26 protein-coding genes are annotated in these 26,122 nt (G+C 65.8%); 15 read left to right on the forward strand and 11 right to left on the reverse strand.

The window, feature by feature from the left end; translation table 11 throughout:
* Window positions 1–24 precede the first annotated feature (24 nt).
* Window positions 25–858, reverse strand: a complete 834-nt coding sequence (locus HL671_RS26235; RefSeq protein ID WP_012045622.1) for a uroporphyrinogen-III synthase — start codon at window positions 856–858, stop codon at window positions 25–27.
* Window positions 859–1,015: 157 nt separating this feature from the next.
* Between HL671_RS26235 and purU the strand changes: the two genes are divergently transcribed.
* Window positions 1,016–1,879: a formyltetrahydrofolate deformylase gene (gene purU, locus HL671_RS26240; protein WP_012045621.1), complete on the forward strand. Its 864-nt coding sequence runs from the start codon at window positions 1,016–1,018 to the stop codon at window positions 1,877–1,879.
* Window positions 1,880–1,887: 8 nt separating this feature from the next.
* On the opposite strand, the gene HL671_RS26245 is transcribed toward purU, so the two are convergent.
* Window positions 1,888–2,142 (reverse strand): hypothetical protein, encoded by a 255-nt coding sequence (locus HL671_RS26245; protein WP_244424131.1) that lies wholly within the window; start codon window positions 2,140–2,142, stop codon window positions 1,888–1,890.
* A gap of 327 nt (window positions 2,143–2,469) precedes the next feature.
* On the opposite strand from HL671_RS26245, the gene HL671_RS26250 reads away from it, so the two are divergent.
* From HL671_RS26250 to HL671_RS26275, 6 genes are all read left to right on the forward strand, one after another.
* Window positions 2,470–3,648: an ABC transporter substrate-binding protein gene (locus tag HL671_RS26250; RefSeq protein ID WP_172240077.1), complete on the forward strand. Its 1,179-nt coding sequence runs from the start codon at window positions 2,470–2,472 to the stop codon at window positions 3,646–3,648.
* 234 nt (window positions 3,649–3,882) lie between these two features.
* The gene (locus HL671_RS26255) at window positions 3,883–4,752 is read left to right on the forward strand and encodes a branched-chain amino acid ABC transporter permease (protein ID WP_012045618.1); all 870 of its coding nucleotides are present in this window, start codon (window positions 3,883–3,885) and stop codon (window positions 4,750–4,752) included.
* Between the two features lie 7 nt (window positions 4,753–4,759).
* Complete coding sequence (locus HL671_RS26260) at window positions 4,760–5,797, forward strand: branched-chain amino acid ABC transporter permease (protein WP_012045617.1); 1,038 nt, start codon at window positions 4,760–4,762, stop codon at window positions 5,795–5,797.
* Window positions 5,794–6,540: an ABC transporter ATP-binding protein gene (locus tag HL671_RS26265; RefSeq protein WP_172240080.1), complete on the forward strand. Its 747-nt coding sequence runs from the start codon at window positions 5,794–5,796 to the stop codon at window positions 6,538–6,540. Before HL671_RS26260 ends, HL671_RS26265 begins: the two co-directional genes overlap by 4 nt.
* On the forward strand, window positions 6,540–7,256 hold the full coding sequence (locus HL671_RS26270; RefSeq protein WP_012045615.1) for an ABC transporter ATP-binding protein: 717 nt from the start codon (window positions 6,540–6,542) through the stop codon (window positions 7,254–7,256). The genes HL671_RS26265 and HL671_RS26270 overlap by 1 nt, the downstream gene beginning before the upstream one ends.
* Window positions 7,257–7,611: 355 nt before the next feature.
* Window positions 7,612–8,730 carry a cobalamin-independent methionine synthase II family protein gene (locus tag HL671_RS26275; RefSeq protein WP_172240083.1) on the forward strand — a complete coding sequence of 373 codons (1,119 nt, stop codon included), beginning with the start codon at window positions 7,612–7,614 and terminating at the stop codon, window positions 8,728–8,730.
* A 150-nt stretch (window positions 8,731–8,880) separates the two neighbouring features.
* Here HL671_RS26275 and HL671_RS26280 read toward each other — a convergent pair whose 3' ends face one another.
* Window positions 8,881–9,270 (reverse strand): DUF2147 domain-containing protein, encoded by a 390-nt coding sequence (locus HL671_RS26280; protein WP_172240086.1) that lies wholly within the window; start codon window positions 9,268–9,270, stop codon window positions 8,881–8,883.
* 307 nt (window positions 9,271–9,577) lie between these two features.
* On the opposite strand from HL671_RS26280, the gene HL671_RS26285 reads away from it, so the two are divergent.
* The 3 genes from HL671_RS26285 to ahcY all read left to right on the forward strand — a co-directional run bounded on the left by HL671_RS26285 (window position 9,578) and on the right by ahcY (window position 13,824).
* Window positions 9,578–10,927 (forward strand): hypothetical protein, encoded by a 1,350-nt coding sequence (locus tag HL671_RS26285; protein WP_012045612.1) that lies wholly within the window; start codon window positions 9,578–9,580, stop codon window positions 10,925–10,927.
* A 64-nt stretch (window positions 10,928–10,991) separates the two neighbouring features.
* Window positions 10,992–12,188 (forward strand): methionine adenosyltransferase, encoded by a 1,197-nt coding sequence (metK, locus tag HL671_RS26290; protein WP_041750909.1) that lies wholly within the window; start codon window positions 10,992–10,994, stop codon window positions 12,186–12,188.
* A gap of 214 nt (window positions 12,189–12,402) precedes the next feature.
* Window positions 12,403–13,824, forward strand: a complete 1,422-nt coding sequence (ahcY, locus tag HL671_RS26295; protein ID WP_012045610.1) for an adenosylhomocysteinase — start codon at window positions 12,403–12,405, stop codon at window positions 13,822–13,824.
* A 264-nt stretch (window positions 13,825–14,088) separates the two neighbouring features.
* Here the strand turns inward: ahcY and HL671_RS26300 are convergent, their stop codons facing one another.
* From HL671_RS26300 to HL671_RS26310, 3 genes are all read right to left on the reverse strand, one after another.
* Window positions 14,089–15,111 carry a M15 family metallopeptidase domain-containing protein gene (locus tag HL671_RS26300; protein ID WP_172240089.1) on the reverse strand — a complete coding sequence of 341 codons (1,023 nt, stop codon included), beginning with the start codon at window positions 15,109–15,111 and terminating at the stop codon, window positions 14,089–14,091.
* A gap of 171 nt (window positions 15,112–15,282) precedes the next feature.
* Complete coding sequence (locus HL671_RS26305; RefSeq protein ID WP_172240092.1) at window positions 15,283–15,891, reverse strand: cytochrome b/b6 domain-containing protein; 609 nt, start codon at window positions 15,889–15,891, stop codon at window positions 15,283–15,285.
* Between the two features lie 58 nt (window positions 15,892–15,949).
* Window positions 15,950–16,228: a PepSY domain-containing protein gene (locus tag HL671_RS26310; RefSeq protein WP_012045607.1), complete on the reverse strand. Its 279-nt coding sequence runs from the start codon at window positions 16,226–16,228 to the stop codon at window positions 15,950–15,952.
* An 11-nt stretch (window positions 16,229–16,239) separates the two neighbouring features.
* On the opposite strand from HL671_RS26310, the gene HL671_RS38500 reads away from it, so the two are divergent.
* The gene (locus tag HL671_RS38500; protein ID WP_246579529.1) at window positions 16,240–16,704 is read left to right on the forward strand and encodes an ATP-binding protein; all 465 of its coding nucleotides are present in this window, start codon (window positions 16,240–16,242) and stop codon (window positions 16,702–16,704) included.
* Between the two features lie 118 nt (window positions 16,705–16,822).
* On the opposite strand, the gene HL671_RS26320 is transcribed toward HL671_RS38500, so the two are convergent.
* Window positions 16,823–17,554, reverse strand: a complete 732-nt coding sequence (locus HL671_RS26320; protein ID WP_172240095.1) for an alanyl-tRNA editing protein — start codon at window positions 17,552–17,554, stop codon at window positions 16,823–16,825.
* A 144-nt stretch (window positions 17,555–17,698) separates the two neighbouring features.
* On the reverse strand, window positions 17,699–18,427 hold the full coding sequence (locus HL671_RS26325) for a hypothetical protein (RefSeq protein WP_172240099.1): 729 nt from the start codon (window positions 18,425–18,427) through the stop codon (window positions 17,699–17,701).
* 96 nt (window positions 18,428–18,523) lie between these two features.
* On the opposite strand from HL671_RS26325, the gene HL671_RS26330 reads away from it, so the two are divergent.
* On the forward strand, window positions 18,524–20,035 hold the full coding sequence (locus HL671_RS26330) for a flavin-containing monooxygenase (protein WP_283813099.1): 1,512 nt from the start codon (window positions 18,524–18,526) through the stop codon (window positions 20,033–20,035).
* Between the two features lie 246 nt (window positions 20,036–20,281).
* Here HL671_RS26330 and HL671_RS26335 read toward each other — a convergent pair whose 3' ends face one another.
* Complete coding sequence (locus tag HL671_RS26335) at window positions 20,282–20,734, reverse strand: MarR family winged helix-turn-helix transcriptional regulator (RefSeq protein ID WP_012045602.1); 453 nt, start codon at window positions 20,732–20,734, stop codon at window positions 20,282–20,284.
* Between the two features lie 101 nt (window positions 20,735–20,835).
* On the opposite strand from HL671_RS26335, the gene HL671_RS26340 reads away from it, so the two are divergent.
* The 3 genes from HL671_RS26340 (at window position 20,836) to HL671_RS26350 (ending at window position 24,097) form a co-directional block, all read left to right on the forward strand.
* The gene (locus HL671_RS26340; protein ID WP_172240105.1) at window positions 20,836–22,758 is read left to right on the forward strand and encodes an FAD-binding monooxygenase; all 1,923 of its coding nucleotides are present in this window, start codon (window positions 20,836–20,838) and stop codon (window positions 22,756–22,758) included.
* Between the two features lie 139 nt (window positions 22,759–22,897).
* A complete protein-coding gene (locus tag HL671_RS26345; RefSeq protein ID WP_041751628.1) occupies window positions 22,898–23,143 on the forward strand; it encodes a PilZ domain-containing protein in 246 nt (81 codons plus the stop codon).
* Between the two features lie 84 nt (window positions 23,144–23,227).
* Window positions 23,228–24,097 carry a tetratricopeptide repeat protein gene (locus HL671_RS26350; protein WP_172240108.1) on the forward strand — a complete coding sequence of 290 codons (870 nt, stop codon included), beginning with the start codon at window positions 23,228–23,230 and terminating at the stop codon, window positions 24,095–24,097.
* A gap of 2 nt (window positions 24,098–24,099) precedes the next feature.
* Here the strand turns inward: HL671_RS26350 and HL671_RS26355 are convergent, their stop codons facing one another.
* Window positions 24,100–25,368, reverse strand: coding sequence for a CpaE/TadZ family protein (locus HL671_RS26355; protein WP_172240111.1), 1,269 nt, complete (start codon window positions 25,366–25,368; stop codon window positions 24,100–24,102).
* Window positions 25,365–26,102: a CpaD family pilus assembly protein gene (locus HL671_RS26360; protein ID WP_172240114.1), complete on the reverse strand. Its 738-nt coding sequence runs from the start codon at window positions 26,100–26,102 to the stop codon at window positions 25,365–25,367. The genes HL671_RS26355 and HL671_RS26360 overlap by 4 nt, the downstream gene beginning before the upstream one ends.
* Window positions 26,103–26,122 lie beyond the last annotated feature (20 nt).

The following is a 26,122-nucleotide window of genomic DNA, read 5'->3' on the forward strand; positions in this document are numbered from 1 at the left end:
GCAATGACGCCTCCAGCTGCGGGATCAGGTCCGCTGCGCCTTCACACCCAGCGCCGTCGCCATCGCCGAGATCAGCGGCTTCATGAAATAGGCCTCTCCCGCCGGCACGATCGATGGCGCAAGCCCGTGCGCGGCGAGCTCCTCCGTCACCACGGGCCCCACGGACGCAATCTGCGTGCGCGCCAGACCCTGTCGCAGCCGGTCCTCGACGCCATGCGCCTTGGCGACGTCGAACAGCCGACGCGGCTGGCCGGAGCTGGTCAGTGCGATCGCATCGACCTTGCCGGCGGTCATCTCGTCGATCGCGGTCAGGATGTTCGCGTCCGCCGCCTTGGCATCATAGACATAGGGCAGCACCGGGTCGACGTCGGCCCCTTCCGCCTGGATGGCGCCGATCAGCGCCGAATGATCCTTGTCGGGATAGAGCTGCAAGCCAAGGCGATGGCCTTTCAGATCGTATCGCGCCAGCAGTTCGGCGACGCCTTCCGACGTCGGTTTCTCGGTCGTCACCTGGGACTCGAGCCCGAGCTCGCGTAAGGCGCGCCCCGGCTTCGGCCCGCGGGTGAATTTGCGGGCCTTGCCCAGCGCCGCGATGAATGCGGGCTCGACGCCGATTCGGCGCACCACCGTCATCAGCCGCCGCAACCCCTCGCCGGTCATCAACACCAGATCGTCAAGCGGCCGTTCGATGCAGCGATGGATCCAGGCCTCGACCGGAGCCGGGTCCGGCGCGTCCTGGATCGTGAACATCGGACATTGCAGCACGTCGGCGCCTTGCTCGGCGAGCAGCCGGGAGAACTGCGCCTCCTCGCGGGTTTCCAGGATCAGGATGCGGTTGCCGGTCAGCCGGTCTGCCATGGCCATGCTCGAAGCTTGAGGAGTGATCTTTTGTTCATCCTGCCCCCGCGCCGAGCGTTGGCGCAAGCGTGCAGAGGGTGGTAGAGCAGGGCCCGAACGGGCGCCAAGCTCGGCTCCTCATTCATCTTCAGCTCATCCGTCCGGTGACGTCATCGCCATGTCCGACCACCAATATGTCCTGACCCTGTCCTGCCCGGATCGTCCCGGGATCGTCTCGGCCGTTTCGACCTTCCTTGCCCATAACGGTCAGAACATTCTCGACGCCCAGCAGTTCGGCGACTTCGAGACGGATCACTTCTTCATGCGGGTGGTGTTCACGGCCGCCGATCTCGCCGTCAACCTGCCGGCGCTGCAGACCGGATTCGCGGCGATCGCCGAGCGCTTTTCGATGGACTGGCAGATGCGCGACCGCGCCGCGCAGCGCCGGGTGATGCTGCTGGTCTCGAAGTTCGACCATTGCCTGGTCGATATCCTGTATCGCTGGCGTACCCGCGACCTGTCGATGATCCCGACCGCGATCGTCTCCAACCATCCGCGCGAGACCTATGCCGGGCTCGATTTCGGCGACATTCCGTTTCATCACATGCCGGTCACCAAGGAGACCAAGCGCGACCAGGAGCAGGCGATCCTGAAGCTGGTCGAGGAGACCAAGACCGATCTCGTCGTGCTCGCCCGCTACATGCAGATTCTCTCCGATGAGATGTCGGCAAGCCTGTCGGGCCGCTGCATCAACATCCACCATTCGTTCCTGCCGGGCTTCAAGGGCGCCAAGCCCTACCACCAGGCCTATGAGCGCGGTGTCAAACTGATCGGCGCGACGGCCCATTACGTGACCCGCGATCTCGACGAAGGCCCGATCATCGACCAGGATGTCGAGCGCATCAGCCATCGCGATACGCCTGATGATCTCGTCCGCAAGGGGCGCGACATCGAGCGTCGGGTGCTGGCGCGGGCGATCCGCTACCACCTTGAGGACCGCGTCATTCTCAACGGCCGCAAGACCGTCGTGTTCATGGATTGACGCAGCCGTCAGCGGCCGGAGCCGGTCGCCTGGGCGTTGGCGTCGGGCTGCGTCCCCTTGTCGCGCTCGGCGGCCGGCAGCTGCCGTTGCCGCTCGCGCTCCTGCATGAAGCGGTCGTATTCGGCGGTGCCGGGGCGGGGTGGGGCGCCAGCCGGCAGGCCGCCCGCCCATTGCGGCATCAGGTCGCCCATGCCGGCGCCGACCGTCGCGTTGATGGACGAGCAGCCGGATAACGCCGGGACGAGGGTGGTCAGCACCATCATGGCCGTAGCCATTCTTATTGCGGATCGGCGGCTGGCCGGCATCGACGGATGACCTCTCATGCTGCGGGCACCCCGCGGCCCCGACCCTAACGGCTTGCCATCAAATGGTAAAATTTGGCCGATCCATGGTGAAAGTATCATTATACCTCGTATAGCTCCGCTGGTCGGTTTCAGAAACCGATCGTCCACGAAGCCTCCCATGATCGCCATTGACAAGAACGTGCCGAGTCCGCAGCGATGCGCGCGCGATATCGTGAACGAGATCGCACAGGTGAGACAACAATGGCCGGGGGCTGCGGTCCTGATCCGACCAGGGAGGTAGTTTCAATGTTCGTGCGAAACAAGACACTGACGCTCGCTAGTGCGGCATTGGCCGCGGCTGCGCTCGCGTCCGGTGCGGCGCGGGCCGAGGACGTGTTCAAAATTGGCCTGATCGTGCCGATGACCGGCGGCCAGGCGTCGACCGGCAAGCAGATCGACAACGCGATCAAGCTTTACATGCAGCAGAACGGCGACACCGTCGCCGGCAAGAAGATCCAGGTCATCCTCAAGGACGACGCTGCGCTGCCCGACAATACCAAGCGGCTGGCGCAGGAGCTGATCGTCAACGACAAGGTCAACGTCATTGCCGGCTTCGGCGTGACCCCGGCGGCGTTCGCTGCCGCGCCGCTCGCCACCCAGGGCAAGATCCCGGAGGTCGTGATGGCCGCGGGGACTTCGATCATCACCGAGAAGTCGCCTTACATCGTCCGCACCAGCTTCACGTTGCCGCAGTCCTCCACCATCATCGGCGACTGGGCGGTCAAGAACGGCATCAAGAAGGTCGCGACCCTGACCTCGGACTATGCGCCGGGCAATGACGCGCTGGCCTCGTTCAAGGAGCGCTTCACGGCCGGTGGCGGCGAGATCGTCGAGGAAGTCAAGGTTCCGCTCCAGAACCCGGACTTTGCGCCGTTCCTGCAGCGCATGAAGGACGCCAAGCCGGATGCGATGTTCGTGTTCGTGCCGGCCGGGCAGGGCGGCAACTTCATGAAGCAATATGCCGAGCGCGGTCTCGACAAGAGCGGCATCAAGGTGATCGGGCCGGGCGATGTCACCGACGACGACCTGCTCAACGACATGGGCGACGCCGTGCTTGGCGCGGTGACGGCGCACATCTATTCGGCGGCGCATCCGTCGGCGAAGAACAAGGAGTTCGTCGCGGCTTACAAGAAGGCCTACAACAGCCGTCCGGGTTTCATGGCGGTTGGCGGCTATGACGGCATTCACCTGATCTATGAGGCCCTGAAGAAGAGCGGCGGCAAGACCGATGGCGACTCCCTGCTCGCGGCGATGAAGGGCATGGCCTGGGAGAGCCCGCGCGGCCCGATCTCGATCGATCCGGAAACGCGGGACATCGTCCAGAACGTCTATATCCGCAAGGTCGAGAAGGTCGACGGCGAGCTCTACAATGTCGAGTTCCAGACCTTCGAAGCTGTCAAGGATCCGGGCAAGGCGAAGAAGTGAGGCTGCGCTCGTAGCGTCGGGCGCACGGGCGGCGCTCCCTCCCCCCGCTTGCGGGGGAGGGCTGGGGTGGGGCGCTACACGGCACATGGGTCGTGTGGAGAGACGTTCCCCACCCGTATCGCATCTGTCGATGCGATCCGACCTCTCCCGCACGCGGGGGAGGCGCAGACCGAGCAAGCGTTGTAGGCGTTCCCTTCGTAGCAAGGGATGAGACCGGGGACTGAACCAGACTCCATGACCGCCATCCTCACCAATCTGTTCGACGGCGTCGCCTATGGTATGCTGCTGTTCGTGCTGGCCTGCGGGCTGGCCGTGACGCTCGGCCTGATGAACTTCGTCAATCTGGCGCATGGCGCCTTCGCCATGGCCGGCGGCTATGTCTGTGCCGTGCTTGTCAACCGGGTCGGCTGGCCGTTCTTCGCCGCGCTGCCGCTGGCTTTCGTCGCGAGCGCCGTGATCGGGGCGCTGCTGGAGCGGACCCTTTATCAGCATCTCTATGCGCGCAGCCATCTCGATCAGGTCTTGTTCTCGATCGGGCTGGTGTTCATGACGGTCGCCACGGTCGACTACATCATGGGCTCGTCGCGCATCTTCATCAAACTGCCCGAGATTCTGCAGGGCCAGTTCGACATCTTCGGCGTCGGCATCGGCCGCTATCGGCTGATGATCATCGTGATCTGCGGCCTGCTCACGGTGGGGCTGCAACTCGTGCTGTCCAAGACCCGGTTCGGCAGCCGGCTGCGCGCCGCGGTCGATGATCCGCGCGCCGCCAGCGGCCTCGGCATCAATGTGCCGCAGGTCTTTGCCTTCACTTTCGCCTTCGGCTGCGGGCTCGCCGGCCTCGGCGGCGCACTCAGCGCGGAAATCCTCGGCCTCGATCCATATTTCCCGCTGAAGTTCATGATCTACTTCCTGATCGTGGTCACTGTCGGCGGCTCGTCCTCGATCACCGGGCCGTTCCTGGCTTCGCTGCTGCTTGGCGTCGCCGACGTCGCCGGGAAATATTACGTGCCGAAGCTCGGCCCATTCGTCATCTACACCATCATGATCGTGATCCTGATCTGGCGCCCGAACGGCCTGTTCGGTCGCACGGCGACGCGGTGAGGATCGCATGACCACGAACGCACAAACCGAGGTCGGTTTTCATGCCAGGCAGCACGGCCGCTGGCACTGGAGCGAGTTCGCCTTCTGGATCGTCGTGCTGGCGGTCGGACTGGCATTCCCGTCGCGCTATCTGATCATGACCGAGATCCTGCGGCTGGCGCTGTTCGCGCTGTCGCTCGACCTGATCCTCGGCTATGCCGGCATTGTCTCGCTGGGCCACGCCGCCTTCTTCGGCGTCGGCGCCTATTGCGCCGGCCTGCTGTCGGTGCACGGCCTCATCAATGAGCCGGTGCTGGCGTTGATCGTGGCCGGCCTGGCCGCCACGGTGCTCGGCTTCGCCACCAGCTTCCTTGTGATCCGCGGCGCCGACCTGACGCGGCTGATGGTCACGCTCGGCATCGCACTGCTGATGGAAGCGCTGGCGGAGCGCTTCTCCAACATCACCGGCGGCACCGACGGCCTGCAAGGGATCGACATCCAACCGATCTTCGGCGTGTTCGCCTTCGACATGTTCGGCAAGACCGGCTTCTTCTATGCGCTCGCAGTGCTGTTCGTGCTGTTCCTGCTGGCGCGGATGATCGTGCATTCACCGTTCGGCCTGTCGCTGCGCGCGATCAAGAACAATCCGTTGCGGGCGGCTGCGATCGGCATTCCCGTCAACAAGCGCCTGATCGCGATCTACACCGTCGCGGCGTTCTATGCCGGCATCGCCGGCGCGCTGTTCACCCAGACCACGGCGCTCGCCTCGCTCGACGTGTTCTCCTTCGAGCGGTCCGCCGATCTGGTGCTGATGCTGGTCATCGGCGGCTCCGGCTATCTCTATGGCGGGCTGATCGGTGCTGCGGTGTTCCGGATGCTGCAGGAGCTGTTCCAGTGGATCACGCCGCAATACTGGATGTTCTGGATCGGCCTGGTGCTCGTCGTCATCGTGCTCGTCGGCCGCCATCGCATTCACGCTTATGCGCTATGGTTGCCCAATCTCGTCCTCCGGCAGATCGCCGGCCGCAAGGCCGCGGTGGCTCTCACCGATAACGAGGCGCCATGACCTACGCCTTGGAAACGCGCGGCCTCGACAAGCATTTCGGCGGCCTCCACGTCACCCGCGATCTGTCGCTCAAGATTGCGCCCGGCGCGCGGCACGCGCTGATCGGCCCGAACGGCGCGGGCAAGACCACCGTGATCAATCAGCTGACCGGGGTGCTGGAGCCGAGTGCAGGGCGTATCCTGCTGGAAGGGCAGGACATCACCGATCTGCCGGTGCACAAGCGGGTGCTGCGCGGCCTGTCGCGCACCTTCCAGATCAACCAGCTCTACTCTGACCTGACTCCGTTGGAGACGATCGGGCTCGCTGTCTCCGAGCGGCTTGGCGGCGGCGGCAATTGGTGGCGGCGCATGGGGACGCGCGACGACATCAATGCCGAGATCGCTGAGACCCTGGAGCGCTTCCGGCTGCTCGACGTGATGAATGACCGCACCTCGACCTTGCCCTATGGCAAGCAGCGCCTGCTGGAGATCGCAGTCGCGATCGCGGCCAAGCCACGCGTGCTGCTGCTCGATGAGCCCGCCGCAGGCGTGCCCGAGGGCGAGCGCAAGGACATTCTCGCTGCCGTCGCCGCGCTGCCGCGTGACGTGACGGTGCTCTTGATCGAGCACGACATGGACCTCGTCTTCTCCTTCGCCGACCGCATCTCGGTTCTCGTCTCCGGTGCGCTGCTGGTCGAGGGCGCGCCCGATGAGGTCGCGCGCGACCCGCAGGTCAAGGCCGTCTATCTCGGCGAGGCCGCATGATGACCGATCTGCTCGCCATCGAGAACCTGCGTGCCGGCTACGGCCAGGCGGTCGTGCTGCCGAACATGTCGCTGAGGCTCCCGGAAGGCCAAGTGCTGGCGCTGCTCGGCCGCAACGGCACCGGCAAGACCACGCTGATCAACTCCATCGTCGGCGTGACCCGGCGCTTTTCCGGCAAGATCGCGCTTGCCGGCACCGACATCTCCGGTCTGCGCGCCGACCAGCGCGCCCGCGCCGGCATCGGCTGGGTGCCGCAGGAGCGCAACATCTTCCGCTCGCTCACCGTGGAGGAGAACATGACCGCGGTGGCGCAGCCGGGACCATGGACGGTGGAGCGCGTCTACGCGATGTTCCCAAGGCTCAAAGAGCGCCGCAACAATTTCGGCAACCAGCTCTCGGGCGGCGAGCAGCAGATGTTGGCGATCGGCCGCGCGCTCACCCTGAACCCGAAGGTGCTGCTGTTGGACGAGCCGACCGAGGGGTTGGCGCCGATCATTGTCGAGGAACTGCTGACGGCGATCGGCACCATCAGCCGCGCCGGCGGGCTGTGCTCGATCATCGTCGAGCAGCATGCGCAGAAGCTGCTCACGCTGGCCGATCGCGTCGTGATCCTGGAGCGCGGCACCATCGTTCACGACGCGCCCTCCAGTGCGCTGAAGGCAGATCCCGCGCCGCTGGAGCGGCATCTGGGGGTTGCGAGCGCGGCGGCGCACTGACGCTCAGGCGCCTCGGGTGGTCCACCGGACACCGGGGCAGGACCATCGCAGCGAGAGGCGAGGGGTATTCTGTATACCGGAACGGGGGCCCAGATGATCGCCGGGTACGCGCGTCCTGGCAGCGGAATTACGGAATGAGGCGTAGGGTCAGGATCCGAGCCGCTGTCCTGTGCGGAACGACCGCAGCGTGCACAATCCTGATCGGAACGGAATTGTATACTGACCGGATACGCGGTAGGGCTGCCCGTGGCCTTGAGGACGCGCAGGCACCGGCCAGGAGCAGCTCGTCTAGGTAGATGATTTAACCGATCCAACAACCACATCCAAGACGTCGACACTTCCAAGGAGTGAAGAGATGCAACGCACCAAGCCCCCGTTCCGCGCCGATGAAGTCGGCAGCCTGCTGCGCCCGCAGAAGATCAAAGAGGCCCGCGCCAAGCTCGAGAAGGGCGAAATTTCGGCCGACGATCTCCGCAAGATCGAGGACATGGAGATCGAGAAGGTCGTGCACCGCCAGGCCTCGACCGGCCTGAAGCTTGCGACCGACGGCGAGTTCCGCCGCTCCTGGTGGCATTTCGACTTCCTGGCCAAGCTGACCGGCTGCGAGCTGTTTCATCCCGACACCGGCATCCAGTTCACCGGCGTGCAGACCCGCCACGACTCGGTGCGCGTGATCAGCAAGCTCGACTTCCCGGACGATCATCCGATGCTCGATCACTTCCGCTTCCTCAAGAAGCACGCCGACACGGCGCATGTGACGGCGAAGATGACCATCCCGTCGCCGGCGGTGCTGCACTTCCGTGGCGGCCGCAAGTCGATCTCGAAGGAAGTCTATCCCGATCTCGACGCCTTCTACGAGGATCTCGGCAAGACCTACCGCAAGGCCGTGAAGGCATTCTACGACGCCGGCTGCCGCTATCTGCAGTTCGACGACACCGTCTGGGCTTATCTGTGCTCGCAGGACGAGCTGAAGAAGGCGCGGGAGCGCGGCGACAATCCGGACGGCCTGCAGCAGATCTATTCGCGCATCATCAACTATGCGATCGCCGAACGTCCGGCCGACATGACGATCACCACCCATGTCTGCCGCGGCAATTTCCGCTCGACCTGGATCTCCTCGGGCGGCTACGAGCCGGTCGCCGAGACCATGCTCGCCAACACCAACTACGATGGCTACTTCCTGGAGTATGACAGCGAGCGCGCCGGCGGCTTCGAACCGCTGCGCTTCCTGCCGAAGGGCAATAAGGTCGTCGTCGTCGGCCTCGTCACCTCGAAGGTCGGCGAGCTCGAGAAGAAGGACGACATCAAGCGGCGCCTGGAAGAGGCGTCGAAGTTCGCCCCGCTCGACCAGCTCGCGCTGTCGCCGCAATGCGGCTTCGCCTCGACCGAGGAAGGCAACATTCTGAGCGAGGAAGAGCAGTGGGCCAAGCTGCGCCTCTGCGTCGAACTCGCCGAGGAGATCTGGGGCAAGTAGATCTCACGCCGGGTGAGGGATGATGAGGCCGGATCAGGCGCTGCCTGGTCCGGCCTTTTTTCGTGTCTTGGGTCATGATGCGTTTCCATAGAAGCGCATCATGACCCAGACTCTGCTTGAGCATGATCCTTTCGGGAAACCGGCTTTCCGTCAGTTCGCCCGCGTCCAGGTCGAGGATCGGCAGATCACGCCGCCGAAGGCACAGCCCGCAGTCGTCAGCGTGCTTCCCGACAGCGTCATCTTGGCATCGTAGGTCTTGCCGTCATCGGGATTGTTGTAGCTGCCCGCCCAGGCGTTGGGGCCGGTCGACTTCATGTCGGAGAACAGCCGCTGGCCGACCTTGGCCGGTGTATCCGTGCCTTCCTTGATCCAGACCAGCGTGCCGCAGACGGCGCCGCCGCAGGGCGCGAATTTCACCTTCGACGCGCCGCTCTCGCGCAGCCAGACGCCGGTGACGTCGTCGGCGCGTGCCTGGCCTGCGGCCAGCGCGAGCGAGAGACCCACGCCAAGACCTACGCCAAGGATCAACCGACCGACCATGCGAGCCTCCCTGCAATATTCGCGACGCCAACATTGCCGGCGGATCGTGTCGGCAGAGCGGCATGCCGACGCCGCTCGCGTCGTCTTTCATGGCGCGTCAGGGATAACAGGATTCGGTCGTTCCGGGCGATGACGGTGCGGCGACCGGGTCGGCGGGCGGGTTTCGGTTCCGGAGAGCTGAGTCCTAATCCGGTGTGTTGCGCCCGGAGAGGCCCGGGGGCAGGCCCTTTCCAATGGTGGGCAGAAGGTGCTAGGACGTTGGGCCAGCGGGCTCTGGCCCACCCACATTTCCCACCGTTGTGGCCGGATGAAGAACGACCAGCTGCTCGCTCAGATCACGGAGTTCTGCCGCCAATCGGACATGGCGGAATCGACGTTTGGCCGCCGCGCGGTCAACGACGGCAAGCTCGTGCACCGGCTGCGCGAGGGCAAGCGCATCACCATCGACACGCTCGATCGCATTCAGGCCTATATCGCGGCGTCGACCGGTACCCTGCCGCCGCCGCGGCTCGATGTTGTTCCCGAGAAGCGCGATCCCAAGAGCAATTTCCGCTTCTTCGAAAACCGCCAGAAATACCTCCTGTTCGTGCACACCTGCAGCGAGAAGCGGGTGGTGGCCGAGCGCGTCGGCCTCGAACTCGCCAGCATCCATCCCAGGCCGCCGGCGCTGCGGCTGTTCGACGCTGGCGTCGGCGACGGCACCGTGCTGTCGAAAGTGCTGCGCACCATGCACGGTCGTTTTCCACACATTCCGTTCTATGTCGCCGGCAAGGAGCTGAGCCTGGAGGATGTGCGGCTGACGCTGGAAAAGGTGCCGGACCGGCTGTTCGAGCATCCGGCCTCGGTGTTCGTGATCACCAACATGAACTATGCCGAGGCGCCGTGGCTGACGCCGGCCTCGCCATCGGTCGCCGCCTCGATGATCTGGCACGAGGTCGTGCTGCAGGGCGATTCGTCCGGGGATTTCGAGGCCCAGATCACTGCGCTGAAGCCGTTCCTGGAGCAGAATTGGCGCGCCAATGTCTCGCCGCGGACCGGCATGCCGGTCTATGAGCGCCCGGTGGCGCTGGTGCTCTACCGCGAGGACCACCGCTTCCTGCTCGACGGCATCATCCCGCGCGCCGGCCGGGTCGAGGCCAATTTCGATCTGATCATCGCGTCGCAGCCCTACCGCGCCCGTTCCTCGGTCAATTTCCGCGCCAAACGCATCATCGCGCCGCTGGCGAGGGCCTTGAAGCCGGGCGGCCGCCTGATCGGAATCCACTCCCACGGCCATGATCCGGGGTTGGACATCATCCAGGCGGTCTGGCCTGGAGAAAATCCTTTCTCGGTCAGCCGTCATGAGCTATTGCGCGCCGTGAAATACGAGCTGGGCTCCAGTGGGCGAGACCTAAATTTTAACGCCTATGCGGACAATCGCTCGATTTTCAGGTATGAGATGGAGGCTCTGCCCAACGAGGTCACCGGTGCGATCGGAACCTCGACGGCCTTTGCAGCCTGGAACGCGGCGGTGTATGTCGCGCAGATCGAGGAAGACCGCCTGACCGAGGTGGCCCACTCGTCTCGTGCGCTCGACGCCGCCAGAGAGGTTCTGCGAAAGCACAACGGGCTGTGGTTCTACGACGAATCCTACGTCATCTCGCGGCGTCGCGACTGACATCCTTGGGATTACTTGGGATCAATACAACGACCGCCGTGGGCGGCGAAGAAGGGGTTGCTTGATGCGCGCGTCATATCTGTTCACCTCGGAGTCGGTGTCCGAGGGCCATCCGGACAAGGTCTGCGACCGGATTTCCGACGAGATCGTCGACCTGTTCTACCGCGAAGGGCCGAAGGCCGGCATCGACCCCTGGCAGATCCGCGCCGCCTGCGAGACGCTCGCCACCACCAACAAGGTCGTGATCGCCGGCGAGACCCGCGGCCCGGCCTCGGTGACCAACGAGCACATCGAGCACGTTGTCCGCGAGGCCATCAAGGACATCGGCTACGAGCAGGCAGGCTTCCACTGGAAGACCTGCGACATCGAGATCCTGCTGCATCCGCAGTCGGCCGACATCGCGCAGGGCGTCGATGCGCTGCAGCCGGGTGAAGTGAAGGAAGAGGGCGCCGGCGACCAGGGCATCATGTTCGGTTACGCCTGCAACGAGACGCCTGATCTGATGCCGGCGCCGATCTTCTACGCCCACAAGATCCTGCGCCTGATCGCCGAAGCCCGCCACTCGGGCGTCGAGAAGGTGCTGGGCCCGGATTCCAAGAGCCAGGTCACGGTGCGCTACGAGAATGGCAAGCCGGTCGGCGTGCGCGAAATCGTCGTCTCGCATCAGCACCTGGTCGAGGACATGACCTCGGCGCAGGTCCGCGAGCGGGTCGAGCCCTATGTGCGCGAGGCGCTGCCGAAGGACTGGATCACCAAGGACACGATCTGGCACATCAACCCGACCGGCAAGTTCTTCATCGGCGGTCCCGACGGCGACACCGGCCTGACCGGCCGCAAGATCATCGTCGACACCTATGGTGGCGCGGCCCCGCATGGCGGCGGCGCGTTCTCGGGCAAGGATCCGACCAAGGTCGACCGCTCGGCGGCCTATGCCGCGCGTTACCTCGCCAAGAACATCGTGGCCGCCGGCCTCGCCGACCGCTGCACCCTGCAGCTCGCTTACGCCATCGGCGTGGCGCGGCCGCTGTCGATCTATATCGACACCCATGGCACCGGGAAGGTCTCCGAGGACAAGCTCGAGAAGGCGGCGGCCGAGGTGATGAACCTCACCCCGCGCGGCATCCGCAGCCATCTCGACCTCAACCGTCCGATCTACGCGCGCACCGCGGCCTACGGCCATTTCGGCCGCACGCCCGACAATGAGGGCGGCTTCTCCTGGGAGAAGACCGATCTCGCCGAAGCGTTCAAGCGCGCGGTGTAATTGTTGCCAACCTCTCCCCGCTTGCGGGGAGAGGTCGGATTGCATCGTGAGATGCAATCCGGGTGAGGGGGACTCTCCACGCCCCGAGCTCGTGGAGACTCCCCCTCACCCCGACCCTCTCGCCGCAAGCGGGGAGAGGGAGCAGACCGCGTCGTGAGGCGTGCGGCGTGCCTTGTGCTGCCAATCTCAATTCATCCGACCAGGAAAGTTTCACATGACCGCCAAGCCAGGTTTCAACGACTACATCGTCAAGGACATTTCGCTCGCCGAGTTCGGCCGCAAGGAGATCTCGCTCGCCGAGACCGAGATGCCCGGCCTGATGGCGACGCGCGAGGAGTATGGCCCGAAGCAGCCGCTGAAGGGCGCGCGCATCGCGGGCTCGCTGCACATGACCATCCAGACCGCTGTGCTGATCGAGACGCTCGCAGCGCTGGGCGCCGACATCCGCTGGGTGTCCTGCAACATCTATTCGACCCAGGACCATGCGGCCGCGGCGATTGCCGCCGCCGGCATTCCGGTGTTCGCCGTCAAGGGCGAGACCCTGGCCGATTACTGGGACTACACCGCCAAGCTGTTCGACTGGCATGGCGGCGGCCATCCCAACATGATCCTCGATGACGGCGGCGATGCCACCATGTACGTCCATCTCGGCCTGCGCGCCGAGAACGGCGACACGGCGTTCCTCGACAAGCCCGCCTCCGAGGAGGAGGAAGTGTTCTTCGCGCTGCTCAAGAAGCAGCTCAAGGAGAAGCCGAAGGGCTATTTCGCGGCAATCGCCGCATCCATCAAGGGCGTCTCCGAGGAGACCACCACCGGCGTGCACCGTCTCTACGACATGCAGAAGGCCGGCACCCTGCTGTGGCCGGCGATCAACGTCAATGACAGCGTCACCAAGTCGAAGTTCGACAACCTCTATGGCTGCCGCGAGTCGCTGGTCGACGGCATCCGTCGCGGCACCGACGTGATGATGTCGGGCAAGGTCGCGATGGTCGCCGGCTTCGGCGATGTCGGCAAGGGCTCGGCCGCCTCGCTACGCCAGGCCGGCTGCCGCGTCCTGGTCTCCGAGATCGATCCGATCTGCGCGCTGCAGGCGGCGATGGAGGGCTATGAGGTGGTGACGATGGAGGACGCCGCGCCGCGCGCCGACATCTTCGTGACCGCCACCGGCAACAAGGACATCATCACCATCGAGCACATGCGCGCGATGAAGGATCGCGCCATCGTCTGCAACATCGGCCATTTCGACAACGAGATCCAGGTCGCCTCGCTCAAGAACCTGAAGTGGACCAACATCAAGCCGCAGGTCGACGAGATCACCTTCCCCGACGGCAAGCGCATGATCCTGCTGTCGGAAGGCCGGCTCGTGAACCTCGGCAATGCGATGGGCCACCCGTCCTTCGTGATGTCGGCGTCGTTCACCAACCAGACCTTGGCGCAGATCGAGCTCTACGCCAACAACAAGGACGGCAAGTACAAGAAGGAAGTCTACGTGCTGCCGAAGTCGCTCGACGAGAAGGTCGCGCGCCTGCACCTCGCGAAGATCGGCGTCAAGCTCACCGAGCTGCGCCCCGACCAGGCCGCCTATATCGGCGTCAAGCAGGAAGGCCCGTTCAAGTCGGACCACTACCGCTACTGAGATCCGGCACCACGCGCGGCGGAGACGACGAAGGCCGGGGCATTGCCCCGGCCTTTTTGTTTGCGTCCCTGACGCTCCGACAATAAGGCGCCGTCATTGCGAGCCGCCGGGGCCGCGGGGATGCGCGGCCTGATGACAGGCTCTGCGAAGCAATCCGGAGTCGTGGGCGGGACTCTGCTTCGTCGCTGCGCTCCTCGCAATGACGGAGACTGCGTCGCGCGCTACGACATCACTCGAGAGTCGCCACGCGCTGCGACGAGATGATCACCCCGTCCGCCGCGACGCCAGGGCCGAGGCGCGCACGGCCTTCGCACGCTTCGCCGCATGATGCTCCGGCCGCGCGGCGATCCGCTTGTGCTTCTTGGTCTCCGCCGCCGCGACCTTCACGGCCGGCGCGCGGTGCTTGGCATATTCCTGGCCGTCGACAGGTCCGACATGCGGCGGGTCGCGATCGAGATAGGGGCGGCCGACGCCAAAACTCTTGCCGTTGGCGTCGACCCATTTCCACAGCTGCTCCGTCGCCACCCAGCGCTGCGCGCGCGTCGCGCCATTGACGCTGACGATGTCGGCGGCGAGGCCGTGGCCATAGCCGCCGCGGAGGCTGCCGCCGTGATAGGAGCGGTTGGTGGCGGCTTTCAGCCCGCTGGCGATCTCCTGGCGGTAGTCGTCGCGGAACGCGCTGGTGATGCCAGGTGCGAGCCCGGCGGCTTCGGCGGCATGCAAGGTGTGAAACAGCTTCAGCTTGAAGCTGCGGTCCATGCCGCCGATCACGTAGTCCTTCATGCTGAGGCCGACACGCTCGGCGGCCTTCGGATCCTTCCAGGTAAAGTCGTTGTCGACCAGCCTGGTGAAGCTGCGCGTCACCTTGACCATGCGGCCCTTGCGCTTGACCGTGACAATGCGCCGCTCGGTCTCCTTGATCTTGTCGAGCTTCGGCGCGCGCTCATACAGCGCCCACAAATAGCGGTCGATACAGGCGTCGATGTCGAGGCATTCGTCGAGGATCTCGATGCGGTCGGCGCTGGCCACGGTGGGCTTGGGCGCATCGTCAGCCGCCTTGGGCGCGGCCAACTCGTCGGCAGGCAGATTGGCCGAGGGCGCGATGGAGGCCGTGGTGAGCGCGGCGTCTGCGGCCGGCGGCTGCGCCGAGCTTGCCACCGGCTCGGTGACGACGGGCGGCGTCGCCGCCTCGATCTCGGCGGCCCAAGCGGGCCACGCCGCGATGGAAGCTGCAAGGACGACGGACCGATACAACGCACGCGTGACAACCGACGGCGAGCTCATCATCCGGTCTCCTAAAATCCAGGCCCCTGCGAACAGGCGCGGTCAGGCATCCGATACCTGCGATTGTTCGGCGCTTGGCGGCGGGGCGCAATAACGCAGCGCGTGTCGTCAGCAGCTTTTGCGGGAACTGTGGCTTGTGCGCAACGATGCGGGATTGTGAGTTCCGGGTGTCGCTTATGAGCCCGCTTTCGGGCTCGACACCGGCGCGCCATGAATGCTCCGCCGCAGCAGCTTGCGCCCGGTGAGCATGGCGCGCGCGAGATTCTCGCGCTGCAGCCGGCTGACCAGCACGACGCCGGCGACGTGTAGGACGACAAGCGGGATCAAGATATACGACGTCACCTCGTGGGTGTCCTCGACCCACCAGATACCGAAGAAGCGTACGGTGACCTGCATCGCGCCTGATACGGCCGAGACGATGAGGAGCAGTAGCAGCGCAAGCTGCATGGCCGTGCCGGCCGGGTTCAGGCCGAGATAGCGGCCGGTCCTGCCGCGCCGCAGATTCCACAGATAGGCCGGCGTGGCGCGCAGCCGGGCACGGAGGCTGCGAAAGCGTGAATGACGCGTGCCGATCAGGCCCCAGATCAGGCGGAAGGCGAGCAGCCCGAGGATCGCATAGCCGGCCAGCCGATGCAGCTCGTCATGGACGTTCGGCGTCACCCAGGCAACGAGCACCAGCACAGCCAGCAGCCAATGCCATAGGCGCAACGGCAGATCCCAGACCAGCACGGTCTCGGCCGGGTCCGGGTCTTTCACGGTGGATCTCGGAGCTGTGCCGTGCATGGCCGTTGCGTCACGGCGTGCAGCGGTGCTGCACGCCGTCTGCCGGGGATCTGGAAGCTTACTTGGCGATCGTGTGCTTCAGGCTGAGATCCTCCGGGCTGTAGAACAGCTCGTACAGCTTGCCTTCCTTGACGCCGTAGACTTCGTAGCAGGTGCCCTCGACCTTGGAGCGGCGCACCTCATAGCCCAGCGCCTTCGCCTTGGCTTCCGCCTCGGCCGCCGGCTTCCATGACGCCTTGTCGAGCTTGGTGCAATCCTTGTAGCCGTCGGCCAGGGCCGGCGAGAAGGCGAATCCGGCAAGTGCGGCGCCGAGCACGGCGGCGGTGGTCAGTCTCATCAATCCCTCCAATGAGCAAATTCAAACACGATGCATCGTGGGATCAGGGAAGACGGCAACCGGCCGAATGTGTCAACGGAGCGGCCGCTGGAATCGCTCTTAGAGCTTTTCCAAATTTGTGTCGGGCCTATAAAACAACGGTCGCGACGACGATCATCGGATCCGCGACGTTAGGTCTCGCTCCCACGCTGCTGCACGTCAGCAGGCGGGCGGCTGACCCCACGACGGCTTCGGCAGCGCTTCTGTCGATCTGCGGCTGGACTGGATTACTTCGCTTGCAATGCCGCGTGCGGCACCAGCTTCATCACCTCGGCGTGCCCGACGAGATCTGCAAGGTGCGGCTGCGCGCGCGCAATGCGGAGGGACGGCATGGGTTCACTGTGACGGACGAGGCGTTCGATCTGTTCACCTTCTACTTGGTGGCGCCCGCGCCCGAGGAGGGATTCGATGTCGTCGTCCATCGGCCGGAGAGCTGAGGCTGGGGCCGTCGCCCGGATGAGCTCAGCGATATCCGGGTTCAGCGTGACGGCGCGTGAGACCCGGATGTCGCTGCGCTCATCCGGGCTCCGCGTCGCGAGCCGATGCGCGACGCGTCTACGCGTCCAGCATCCCGATTCGAAGCCGCCGGTTCTGCCGGCCCTTGTTGTCGACCTTCAGAATGCGAATCCGCCGCGCCCGCGCGGTCGACGCCAGGTGCGTGCCGCCGCAGGCCTGGCGGTCGAGACCGTCGATGTCGACGATGCGGATCAGGCCGTCGGCTTGGCGCGGCGGGGCGACGGATTTGGCGCGGAACAGGCCGGCGGTGGCCTGTGCAGTGTCGTAATCCATGTCGAAGGTGCGCACCGGACGATCGTCGGCGATTGCGGTGTTGACGGCATCCTGGACGGCGCGCAGCTGCTCTGGCGCCACCTTCGGCAGATCGAAGTCGACGCTGAATTCGTCGGTTTCGGTCATGCGGACGCCGGTTAGCAATGCGCCGTCGAACAGCGTGTAGACGGCGCTATTGACGAGATGCGCCACCGTGTGCTGTTCGCACATCCGCTGGCGGAAGGCTTGGTCGACGCGCAGCTCGATCATCCCGTCGGGAATGGCGTCGTCCCCGATCAGGTGCCAGAGGCCGTCAGCCGTCACCTCGAAGCCCACCACTTCGCGCACGATGCCATTCCAGGCGATCGTGCCGCGGTCCGGCAATTGGCCACCGCCGCCCGGATAGAATGGTGACCGCGCTAGCAGCACGGCGCCGGGGCGCGCGTCCAGCGTCGCGACGTCGAGCGCCAGGACCTCGGGATGGTCGACGGAGAAGGGGCGCGGAAGAAAGTCCGTCATGCGAAACGATTTGCCGCCGTGGCCCGGACGAGCGCAGCGACATCCGGGTTCACCGAAATCGCGTGAGACCCCGCATGTCGCTGCGCTCATGCGGGCTACGAATTCTACGCAGCGTCGTTCGTCCGTGCAATGTGCCTGCCGCCCTCACCGGCACGCCGCCACGCCGAACCACGCCATCCGAAACGCCCCGTCGCGCAGACCCAGGCACACGGTGTCGCCGGGCTGCAGTTGCTCGTACAGCGCCTGCGGCACATGGGCCTCCGAGGGCCTGGCGAACGGCCCCCAGGGCTCCAGCGTCACCTGGTAGGTGGCGAGCCTGCTATGGCCGAGATGCTTGGCGAGCACCCGGCTGCGCAGCAGCGCCGGGGCCGAGCGGTCGAGCGCGGTGTTGAACTGGCCGAGCGCGCCGAACGCATAGGCGCCGACGAACAGCGCCGCGAGCAGCAGCCGCCAGCCGCGCCGGCGCAGCTGGGTTTCGAACCGTGCGGCGACGATCAGGAAGATGATCGCGACCGCGATCGCGAAGGCCGTGAGCGGCAGCCAGCTGACGAGGTTGATGTCCGACAGCGTGCGCGCGGCGAGCGTGCCGGCGGCCACGATGCAGCCGGTGCCGAGATTGGCCGCCGCGTAGCCCGCGCCGAGACCGATGCGGAACCGGCCGGGAAAGCGCAGCGTGAGGATCAGTGCCAGCAGCGGAATGACGGTCACGACCGCGATCAGCTGCCCGGCCGGAAAGCTGGGGAAGAGCGACCATCCCGCCAGCCCGATGGCGGCGAGGGTGAACCCCAGGGCGATGCGCTGCGCCTGCGCGCTCCCGCGGTCCCGGCTGACGTCGTTGCCGGGCGTTTCGTGCTGCGGGGCGAGGTCGTTCATCACGAGATCCGTCTGAGGATGATCCTGTTGATAGAGCAGGAGGGTTGATCGAATGCGAACGCGCGCACGATTTGACAGGAACAGGCAGGGTTGCGACTGTCCGCCACCGGCGCAAGACGCTGGACCAGGGAACGCCAGGACCGCCTCATGTCAACAGAGCATGTCGACGTGCTGATCGTCGGCGCCGGACTGTCCGGCATCGCCGCTGCCTATCACCTGCAGCACAAATGTCCGGGCAAGCGCTTCGCCATCCTGGAAGGCCGCGGTGCGATCGGCGGCACCTGGGACCTGTTCCGCTATCCCGGCATCCGCTCCGACAGCGACATGTACACGCTCGGCTATTCGTTCAAGCCGTGGACGGATCCGAAGGCGATCGCCGACGGGCCGCAGATCCTGAACTATGTCAAGGACACCGCGACCGAGAACGGCATCGACCGCCACATCCGCTTTCATCATCGCGTCCGCCGCGCTGCGTGGTCGAGCGCAGACGCGCGCTGGACGGTGGAGGTCGAGCGCCGGACCGAGCAGGGGACACCGGAGACGGTGCTGATCACCTGCGGCTTCCTGTTCATGTGTTCCGGCTATTACCGCTACGAGGCGGGCTATCTGCCGGACTTCAAGGGCATGGCCGATTTCAAGGGCCGCATCGTGCATCCGCAGGCCTGGCCTGAGGATCTCGATTATGCCGGCAAGCGCGTCGTCGTGATCGGCTCCGGTGCCACCGCCGTGACCCTGGTGCCGGCGATGGCCAGGACCGCGGCGCATGTGACGATGCTGCAGCGCTCGCCGACCTATGTGGTGTCGCGCCCGGCGCAGGACGCGCTCGCCAACAAATTGCGCCGGCATCTGCCGGCCAGCCTCGCCTATCACCTGATCCGCTGGCGCAACGTGCTGTTCGGGATGTATTTCTTCCAGCTCAGCCGGCGCAAGCCGCAGCGTGTCAAGCAGCTGATCCTGGGCGGCGTGCGGGCCGCGCTCGGCCCCGACTACGACATCGCCACCCATTTCACGCCGCGCTACAATCCGTGGGACCAGCGGCTCTGCCTGGTGCCGGACGGCGACCTGTTCAAGACCATCCGCGAGCAGCGGGCGTCGGTGGTGACGGCCGGGATCGAGAGCTTCACCGCGCGCGGCCTGCGCCTGTCGGATGGCCGCGAGCTCGAGGCCGACGTGATCGTGACCGCGACCGGGCTGGTGCTGCAGGTGCTCGGCGGGATCGAGGTGATGGTCGACGGCCGCAAGGTCGATTTTGCCAAGGCGCTCAACTACAAGGGCATGATGTATTCCGACGTGCCGAATCTCGCGGCCACGCTCGGCTACACCAACGCGTCCTGGACTCTGAAATGCGACCTGACCTGCGAATATGTCTGTCGTCTGCTCAATTACATGGATCGGCACGGCTATCGCCAATGCATGCCGCATAATGACGACGCCTCGGTCACGCCGCTGCCGTCGCTGAGCTTCAGCTCGGGCTATGTGCAGCGCGCGGTCGCCGACCTGCCGAAGCAAGGCTCGAAGCGGCCGTGGCGGCTGTACCAGAACTACGCGCTGGACATCATCTCGCTGCGCTTCGGCAAGGTCGATGACGGCGTGATGCGGTATTCGTGAGGGCCGGGGGCAGGCGTACTGAGGTCGAACCTGCTTCTCTCGGCGCCCCGACCTCTCCACCCTCATCCTGAGGAGCCCGCCCGAAGGCGGGCGTCTCGAAGGACGAGGCCCGTGTCACCTCGGCCTCATGGTTCGAGATGCGCCGCCATTGAGAGCCTGCGCTGTCGCGGTGTTCGGTGCGCGGCGCTCCTCACCATGAGGATGTGGCGTCGGAACGGCGCTGCCCACGGACCATGAGCGGCGTGATCACCGCTCGCTTGCTCCCTCGCGTAACGGCGCGCGGCTGAGCTCGTTGCCGGCGGCGATCGCCTTCTGCATCAGGCGGACCAGCTCGCGCGCCTCGGCATCGCTGAGGCCGCGCACCATCAGCCGCTGCGCCGCCTCGACCGCCGGCGTGATCGCGTCCAGCGTCCGCCGCCCTTCATCGGTGATCAAGAGCTCGCGCGAGCGGCGGTCGCGCGCGCTCGCCTGGCGGACGACAAGGCCCTTCTGCGCCAGCCGATCGATCACCCCGGTGATCGTGGTGCGGTCATAGGCGATCAGCCCGGCCAGCGTGATCTGGTCGATCGACGGGTTGGCGGCGATCGCCGCCAGGGCTGCGTATTGCACGGGCGTCAGGTCGAAGCCCGCCGCCTCGACCTCCGCCAGGAATACCGCCACCGCGATCTGCTGAAACCGGCGCGCCAGATGGCCCGGCATGTCCTTCATCTCGCTCAACCCGGTTCTCCCCCACGCTTGCTTGACAAGCATACTGATGATCAGCATACTGATCAATAATGAATGTGAGGGAGGGTGGTCACGTGCAGTTTCATCTCAATGGCTTCCAGCCGGGCGATCCCGAGATCTTCGATGCCGCCGAGCGTGTCGCCAGCCACGGCGCGACCGGTCCATTGCCTGCAGAGGTCGACGTCCTGATCGTCGGCTGCGGTCCTGCCGGGCTCAATCTCGCCGCTCAGCTCTCCGCCTTCCCGGACATCAAGACCTGCATCGTCGAGCAGAAGCCGGGCCGGCTGCTGCTGGGCCAGGCCGACGGCATCGCCTGCCGGACGATGGAGATGTTCCAGGCCTATGGCTTCGCCGACCGCGTGCTGAAGGAAGCCTGCTGGATCAACGAGACCACGTTCTGGAAGCCGGACGACGCCAACAGCGCGCACATCGCCCGCAGCGGCCGCGTGCAGGACGTCGAGGACGGCCTGTCGGAAATGCCGCACGTGGTGCTCAACCAGGCCCGCGTGCACGACTTCTTCCTCGACGTCATGCGCCGCTCGGCGGCGAAGCTCGAGCCGCATTATGCGCGGCGGCTGCGCGATCTCGAGATCGATCATGCCAAGGACGCCGGCGATCACGGCGTGACCGTCCGCTTCGACCGCATCGATCCGGCGCATGAGGGCGAGGTCGAGACCGTGCGTGCGCGCTATGTCGTCGGCTGCGACGGCGCCCGCAGCATGGTGCGCAAGGCGATCGGCCGTGAGCTGCACGGCGATTCCGCCAATCATGCCTGGGGCGTGATGGACGTGCTCGCCGTCACCGACTTTCCCGACATCCGCTTCAAATCGCTCATTCAGTCCGCCCATGACGGCAGCCTGCTGGTGATCCCGCGCGAGGGCGGCTATCTCGTCCGGCTCTATGTCGAGCTTGCCAAGCTCGAGGTTGGCGAGCGCGTCGCGGGACGCAACATCACCGTCGACGAGGTGATCGCCAAGGCGCAACGCATTCTCGCGCCCTTTACGTTGCAGGTGAAGGAGGTCGCGTGGTGGTCGGTCTATGAGATCGGCCAGCGTATCACCGACAAGTTCGACGACGTGCCGACGGCCGAGGTCGCGACGCGGCTGCCGCGCGTGTTCATCGCCGGCGATGCCTGCCACACCCACAGCCCCAAGGCCGGACAGGGCATGAACGTGTCGATGCAGGACACGTTCAATCTCGGCTGGAAGCTCGCAGCCGTGCTGGGTCGACGCTGCGCGCCCGAGCTGCTGCACAGCTACTCGGCCGAGCGCCGGGCGATCGCGCAGGAGCTGATCGACTTCGATCGCGAATGGGCTGCGATCCTGGCGTCGGCCGCCAAGCAGGGCGGTGCCGATGCCGCCAAGACGCAGGATTATTTCGTTCGCCACGGCCGCTACACCGCGGGAACCGCCACGCATTATCGTCCGTCGGTTCTCACCGGCGACGCCACGTTCCAGCAGCTCGCCACCGGCTTCGTCATCGGCAAGCGCTTCCATTCGGCTCCGGTGATCCGGTTGGGCGATGCCAAGCCGCTGCAGCTCGGGCATGTCGTGCAGGCGGACGGCCGCTTCCGCCTGTTCGCCTTCGCGGGCGCCGAGGATCCGACGGCTCCGAACGCGGCCATCCGCCGCCTGTGCCGATTCCTGAGCGACGATCCAGCGTCGCCGCTGCGGCGCTACACGCCTGATGGCGCCGACATCGATTCCGTCATCGATCTGCGGGCGGTATTCCAGCAGGGACATCGCGATCTCGCCATCGAGGCGATGCCGGAGCTGCTGCTGCCGCGAAAAGGGCGCCACGGCCTCATTGACTACGAAAAGATGTTTTGCCCCGATCTCAAGGGCGGCCATGACATCTTCGCGATGCGCGGCATCGACCGTGCCGCCGGCTGCCTGGTGATCGTGCGTCCGGACCAATACGTCGCCGACGTGCTGCCGCTCGACGATGTACAACGGCTGGCCGCGTATTTTGCCGGCTTCATGCGGCCGGTGCGTTGAGGCGCGCGCGGAGACGGTAAACGAAATGCAAATCGCTCCGCCGGATTCCCGGCCCTCACGCTAGCCAGTTCCAAATCTTTGCCCGTTAGAAACGATGTCTCCGGATGGACGACTGAGTGGGTGAGACCTCGAGATGTTGATGTTGGCGAACCGTCGCAAGAGCGAACGTCGGCTGTGCCGGAGGCTTGCGAAGATCTATTGGGGCACCGGCACCTTGCCGCGGGACTGCACGATCACTGATATTTCCGATGGCGGCGTCAAGGTGGTCGCGGAATTCGTCGAGATTCCTCCCGAATTCACGATCATTTTTGCGCCGGATCACCAGCGCAAGTGCAGGTTGCGGTGGCGGATCGGCTGTGAGTTCGGCGCCGAATTCATCGATTGAGGCGCCAACGACGGACCGCTTAACGGGACCTTAGGGTTAAACTGCCAGCCTGCGCGGCATCTGGTCCCGAAGTAGTTCAGTTGCATGCGTATGCGGCCCTCTCGTTGTTCTCCTGTGTTGCGGCCGGCTGCGTTCGCGCTGTCCTTTGCCGTCGTGCTGCTCGGCCTCGGCGCCTGCCAGACCACCGATCTGCAAGAGGTCACGGGGGCGCTCGGCGGCGGCGCCGACAAGACGCGCGCGCCGGGCGGCGATCCGCGCGCCGAGCTCGACCAGCTGCGCGAGCGCTTTCGTGCCACGCCGAACGATCCCGATGTGGCGCTGCGCTACGGCACCGCGCTGCGCGGCACCGGCCAGCGGTCGCAGGCGGTCGCCGTTCTGGAGCAGGCGACGATCGCCAATCCCAGCAACAAGGCGCTGCTGGCGGCGTATGGCCGCGCGCTGGCCGACAACGGCAATTTCCAGCAGGCGTTCGACGTGCTGAGCCGGGCGCATTCGCCCGAGGATCCCGACTGGCGCATCCTGTCGGCGCAGGGCGCCACGCTCGACCAGCTCGGCCGCCATGACGAGGCCCGGCAGTATTACGCGACGGCGCTGAAGATCGCGCCCGACGATCCCTCGGTGCTGTCCAATCTCGGTCTGTCCTACGCGCTTTCGAACGAACTGCCCAAGGCCGAGGAGCAGCTGCGCAGGGCCAGCGTGAACCCGGATGCGAGCCCGCGGGTCAGGACCAATCTCGCCGTCATCGTCGGGCTGCAGGGCCGCATGAGCGAGGCCGAGAGCATTGCGCGATCAGGTCTGCCGCCGGCGCAGGCCAACGCCAATGTCGCTTATGTGAAGCGCATTCTCGAGCGCCGGCAGGTCGCCCAGCGCGAGCTGGCGACGCGGCGCGATCGCCCCGCCGCGGGCCAGACCGACAAGGCACTCGCGCGCGCGCTCAGCCGCGCCGACGACTGAGCCTATTTCGCCCCGAGCAGCCTGGCGATCGGCGCCAGCAGCGAGCTGCGCTGCGGCTTCGGGTCGACGCGGCCGGTGAGCCGGTTTGCGATCTCCAGGAACAGCTTCGGCGTGCGGTTGAGCGCTGCGATCTCCGCGATCATCTGGCCGTTATTGGCGGCGGTGCCGAACAGCTTGCAGTCGAACGGAATCACCGCGACCGGCTCGGCCTCGACGGTCTTGGCGAAGCGCTTGAGGTCGATCTCCGGCCGGCGAGGCATGCCGACCTGGTTGAGGCAATACAGCGGCGGCCGGTCATTGGGCCGCGACGCCTTGAGCACGCCGAGCAGGTTCTTGGCGTTGCGCAGATTGGCGAGGTCGGGCTCGGCGACGACCAGGATGTCGTCGGCATTGATCAGCGCATGCCGCGTCCAGGCCGACCATTGATGCGGCACGTCGAGCACGATGCATTGCTGGGTCATGCGCAAGGTGTCGAAGATCGCGTCGAACGCATCGGCGCCGAAATCATACACGCGCTCAAGCGTCGCCGGCGCGGCGAGCAAATTGAGATGCTCGGTGCATTTGGCGAGCAGGCGGTCCATCAGCGCCGTGTCCGGCCGGTCGGGCTGGAACACGGCATTGGCGATGCCCTGCATCGGATCCTGGTTGTAGTCGAGCCCGGCGGTGCCGAAGGCCATGTCGAGGTCGATGACGACCGAGTCCAGCGTCAGATCGCGCGCCATGCTCCAGGCGACGTTATGCGCGACGGTGGATGCGCCGACGCCGCCCTTGGCGCCGATCACGGCGATGATGCGGCCGGTGATCACCGCTTCCGAGGCCGAGAACAGGCTGCAGATCGAGCGGATCACGTCGATGGTCTCGACCGGTCCGACCACATAATCGTTGACGCCGCGCCGCACCAACTCGCGATAGGCGACGCCGTCGGCCGGGTTGCCGATCAGCACCACGCGGGTGCCGGGATCGCAGACGCTGGCGAGATCGTCGAGCCCGCCCAGGATGTCGCCGCCGGGCTTCGTCTCCAGCACGATCACGTTGGGCGTGGGCTGCGAATGGTAGGTCTCGATGGCGCGCGGCATGCCGCCCGCCTTGATCGTGATATGCGCCTTGCCGAGCCGGCGGTCCTGGCTGGCGGCGAGGATCGCCGCCGAGGTCTGATCGGTTTCGCAGAATGCCTGCACCGAGACGCGCGGCACCGGCGCGATATGGTCGTTGAGCGCCGCGCCGCTGGGGCCGGCGGTCTCCTCCTGGCTCTGACGGGACGCGTTGATCATTTGCCTGTATCGCTGAGCTTGGCCTTCTCGGCTTCCGGATAGGTCACGGCCGTCGATTCGCCCTTGCGGTATTTCTCGAACAGCGCGGAGCGGCGCGGCGTATAGGCCGCCACCTCGGCGCGCGGCTGCTCGAGATCGGCGGGATTGTCGATCATCGCAGCCAGGTTGCGCTGCGTGGCGCAGCCGAAATTGTGATAGTGCTGATTGTTGCTGTAGCTGGGATTGTCGATGTTGGGTCCGAGATCATCGGGCCACAGGCCGCAGGGACCGGCGACGGCCGCGATCTTCGGATAGCTCAACCGCACCGCGGCCAGCAGGCGGGGATCGTCCGGCGTATAATGCCGCAGCGTGATGGCCCGCGACGGCACGCCGCCGCTCGTCAGCATCGCATGGATCTCGCGATAGGTGTCGGCGGCGGTGCGGGCGTTCGGCGTGTCCGCAGGCACTTCGGCGACGATGGCGCCCGTGCCTTCGCGCTGCCAGGAGCGCGCGAGCCCGGCCACATCGGCGCGCTGCTGATAGGTCAGGCCGCCACGTCCGCTGCCGACGAACACGACGATCGATTGCCGGCCTTCCTCGACCGCGATCGGATGGCGGATCTTGTAGTCGTCCGGAATGGTCGCCACGACCTCGCCGGTCGTGGCGTTGCAGGCGCCGAGCGTCAGCGCGAGACCGATGATGGCACCACACCGGCGCATTGCGCGGCGGCCATTCTCTGCGTTTGTGTTCGACATGATCATTCCCCCGTCCCCGT

It is taken from the genome of Bradyrhizobium denitrificans (assembly GCF_013179005.1).
GTDB lineage: Bacteria > Pseudomonadota > Alphaproteobacteria > Rhizobiales > Xanthobacteraceae > Bradyrhizobium > Bradyrhizobium denitrificans.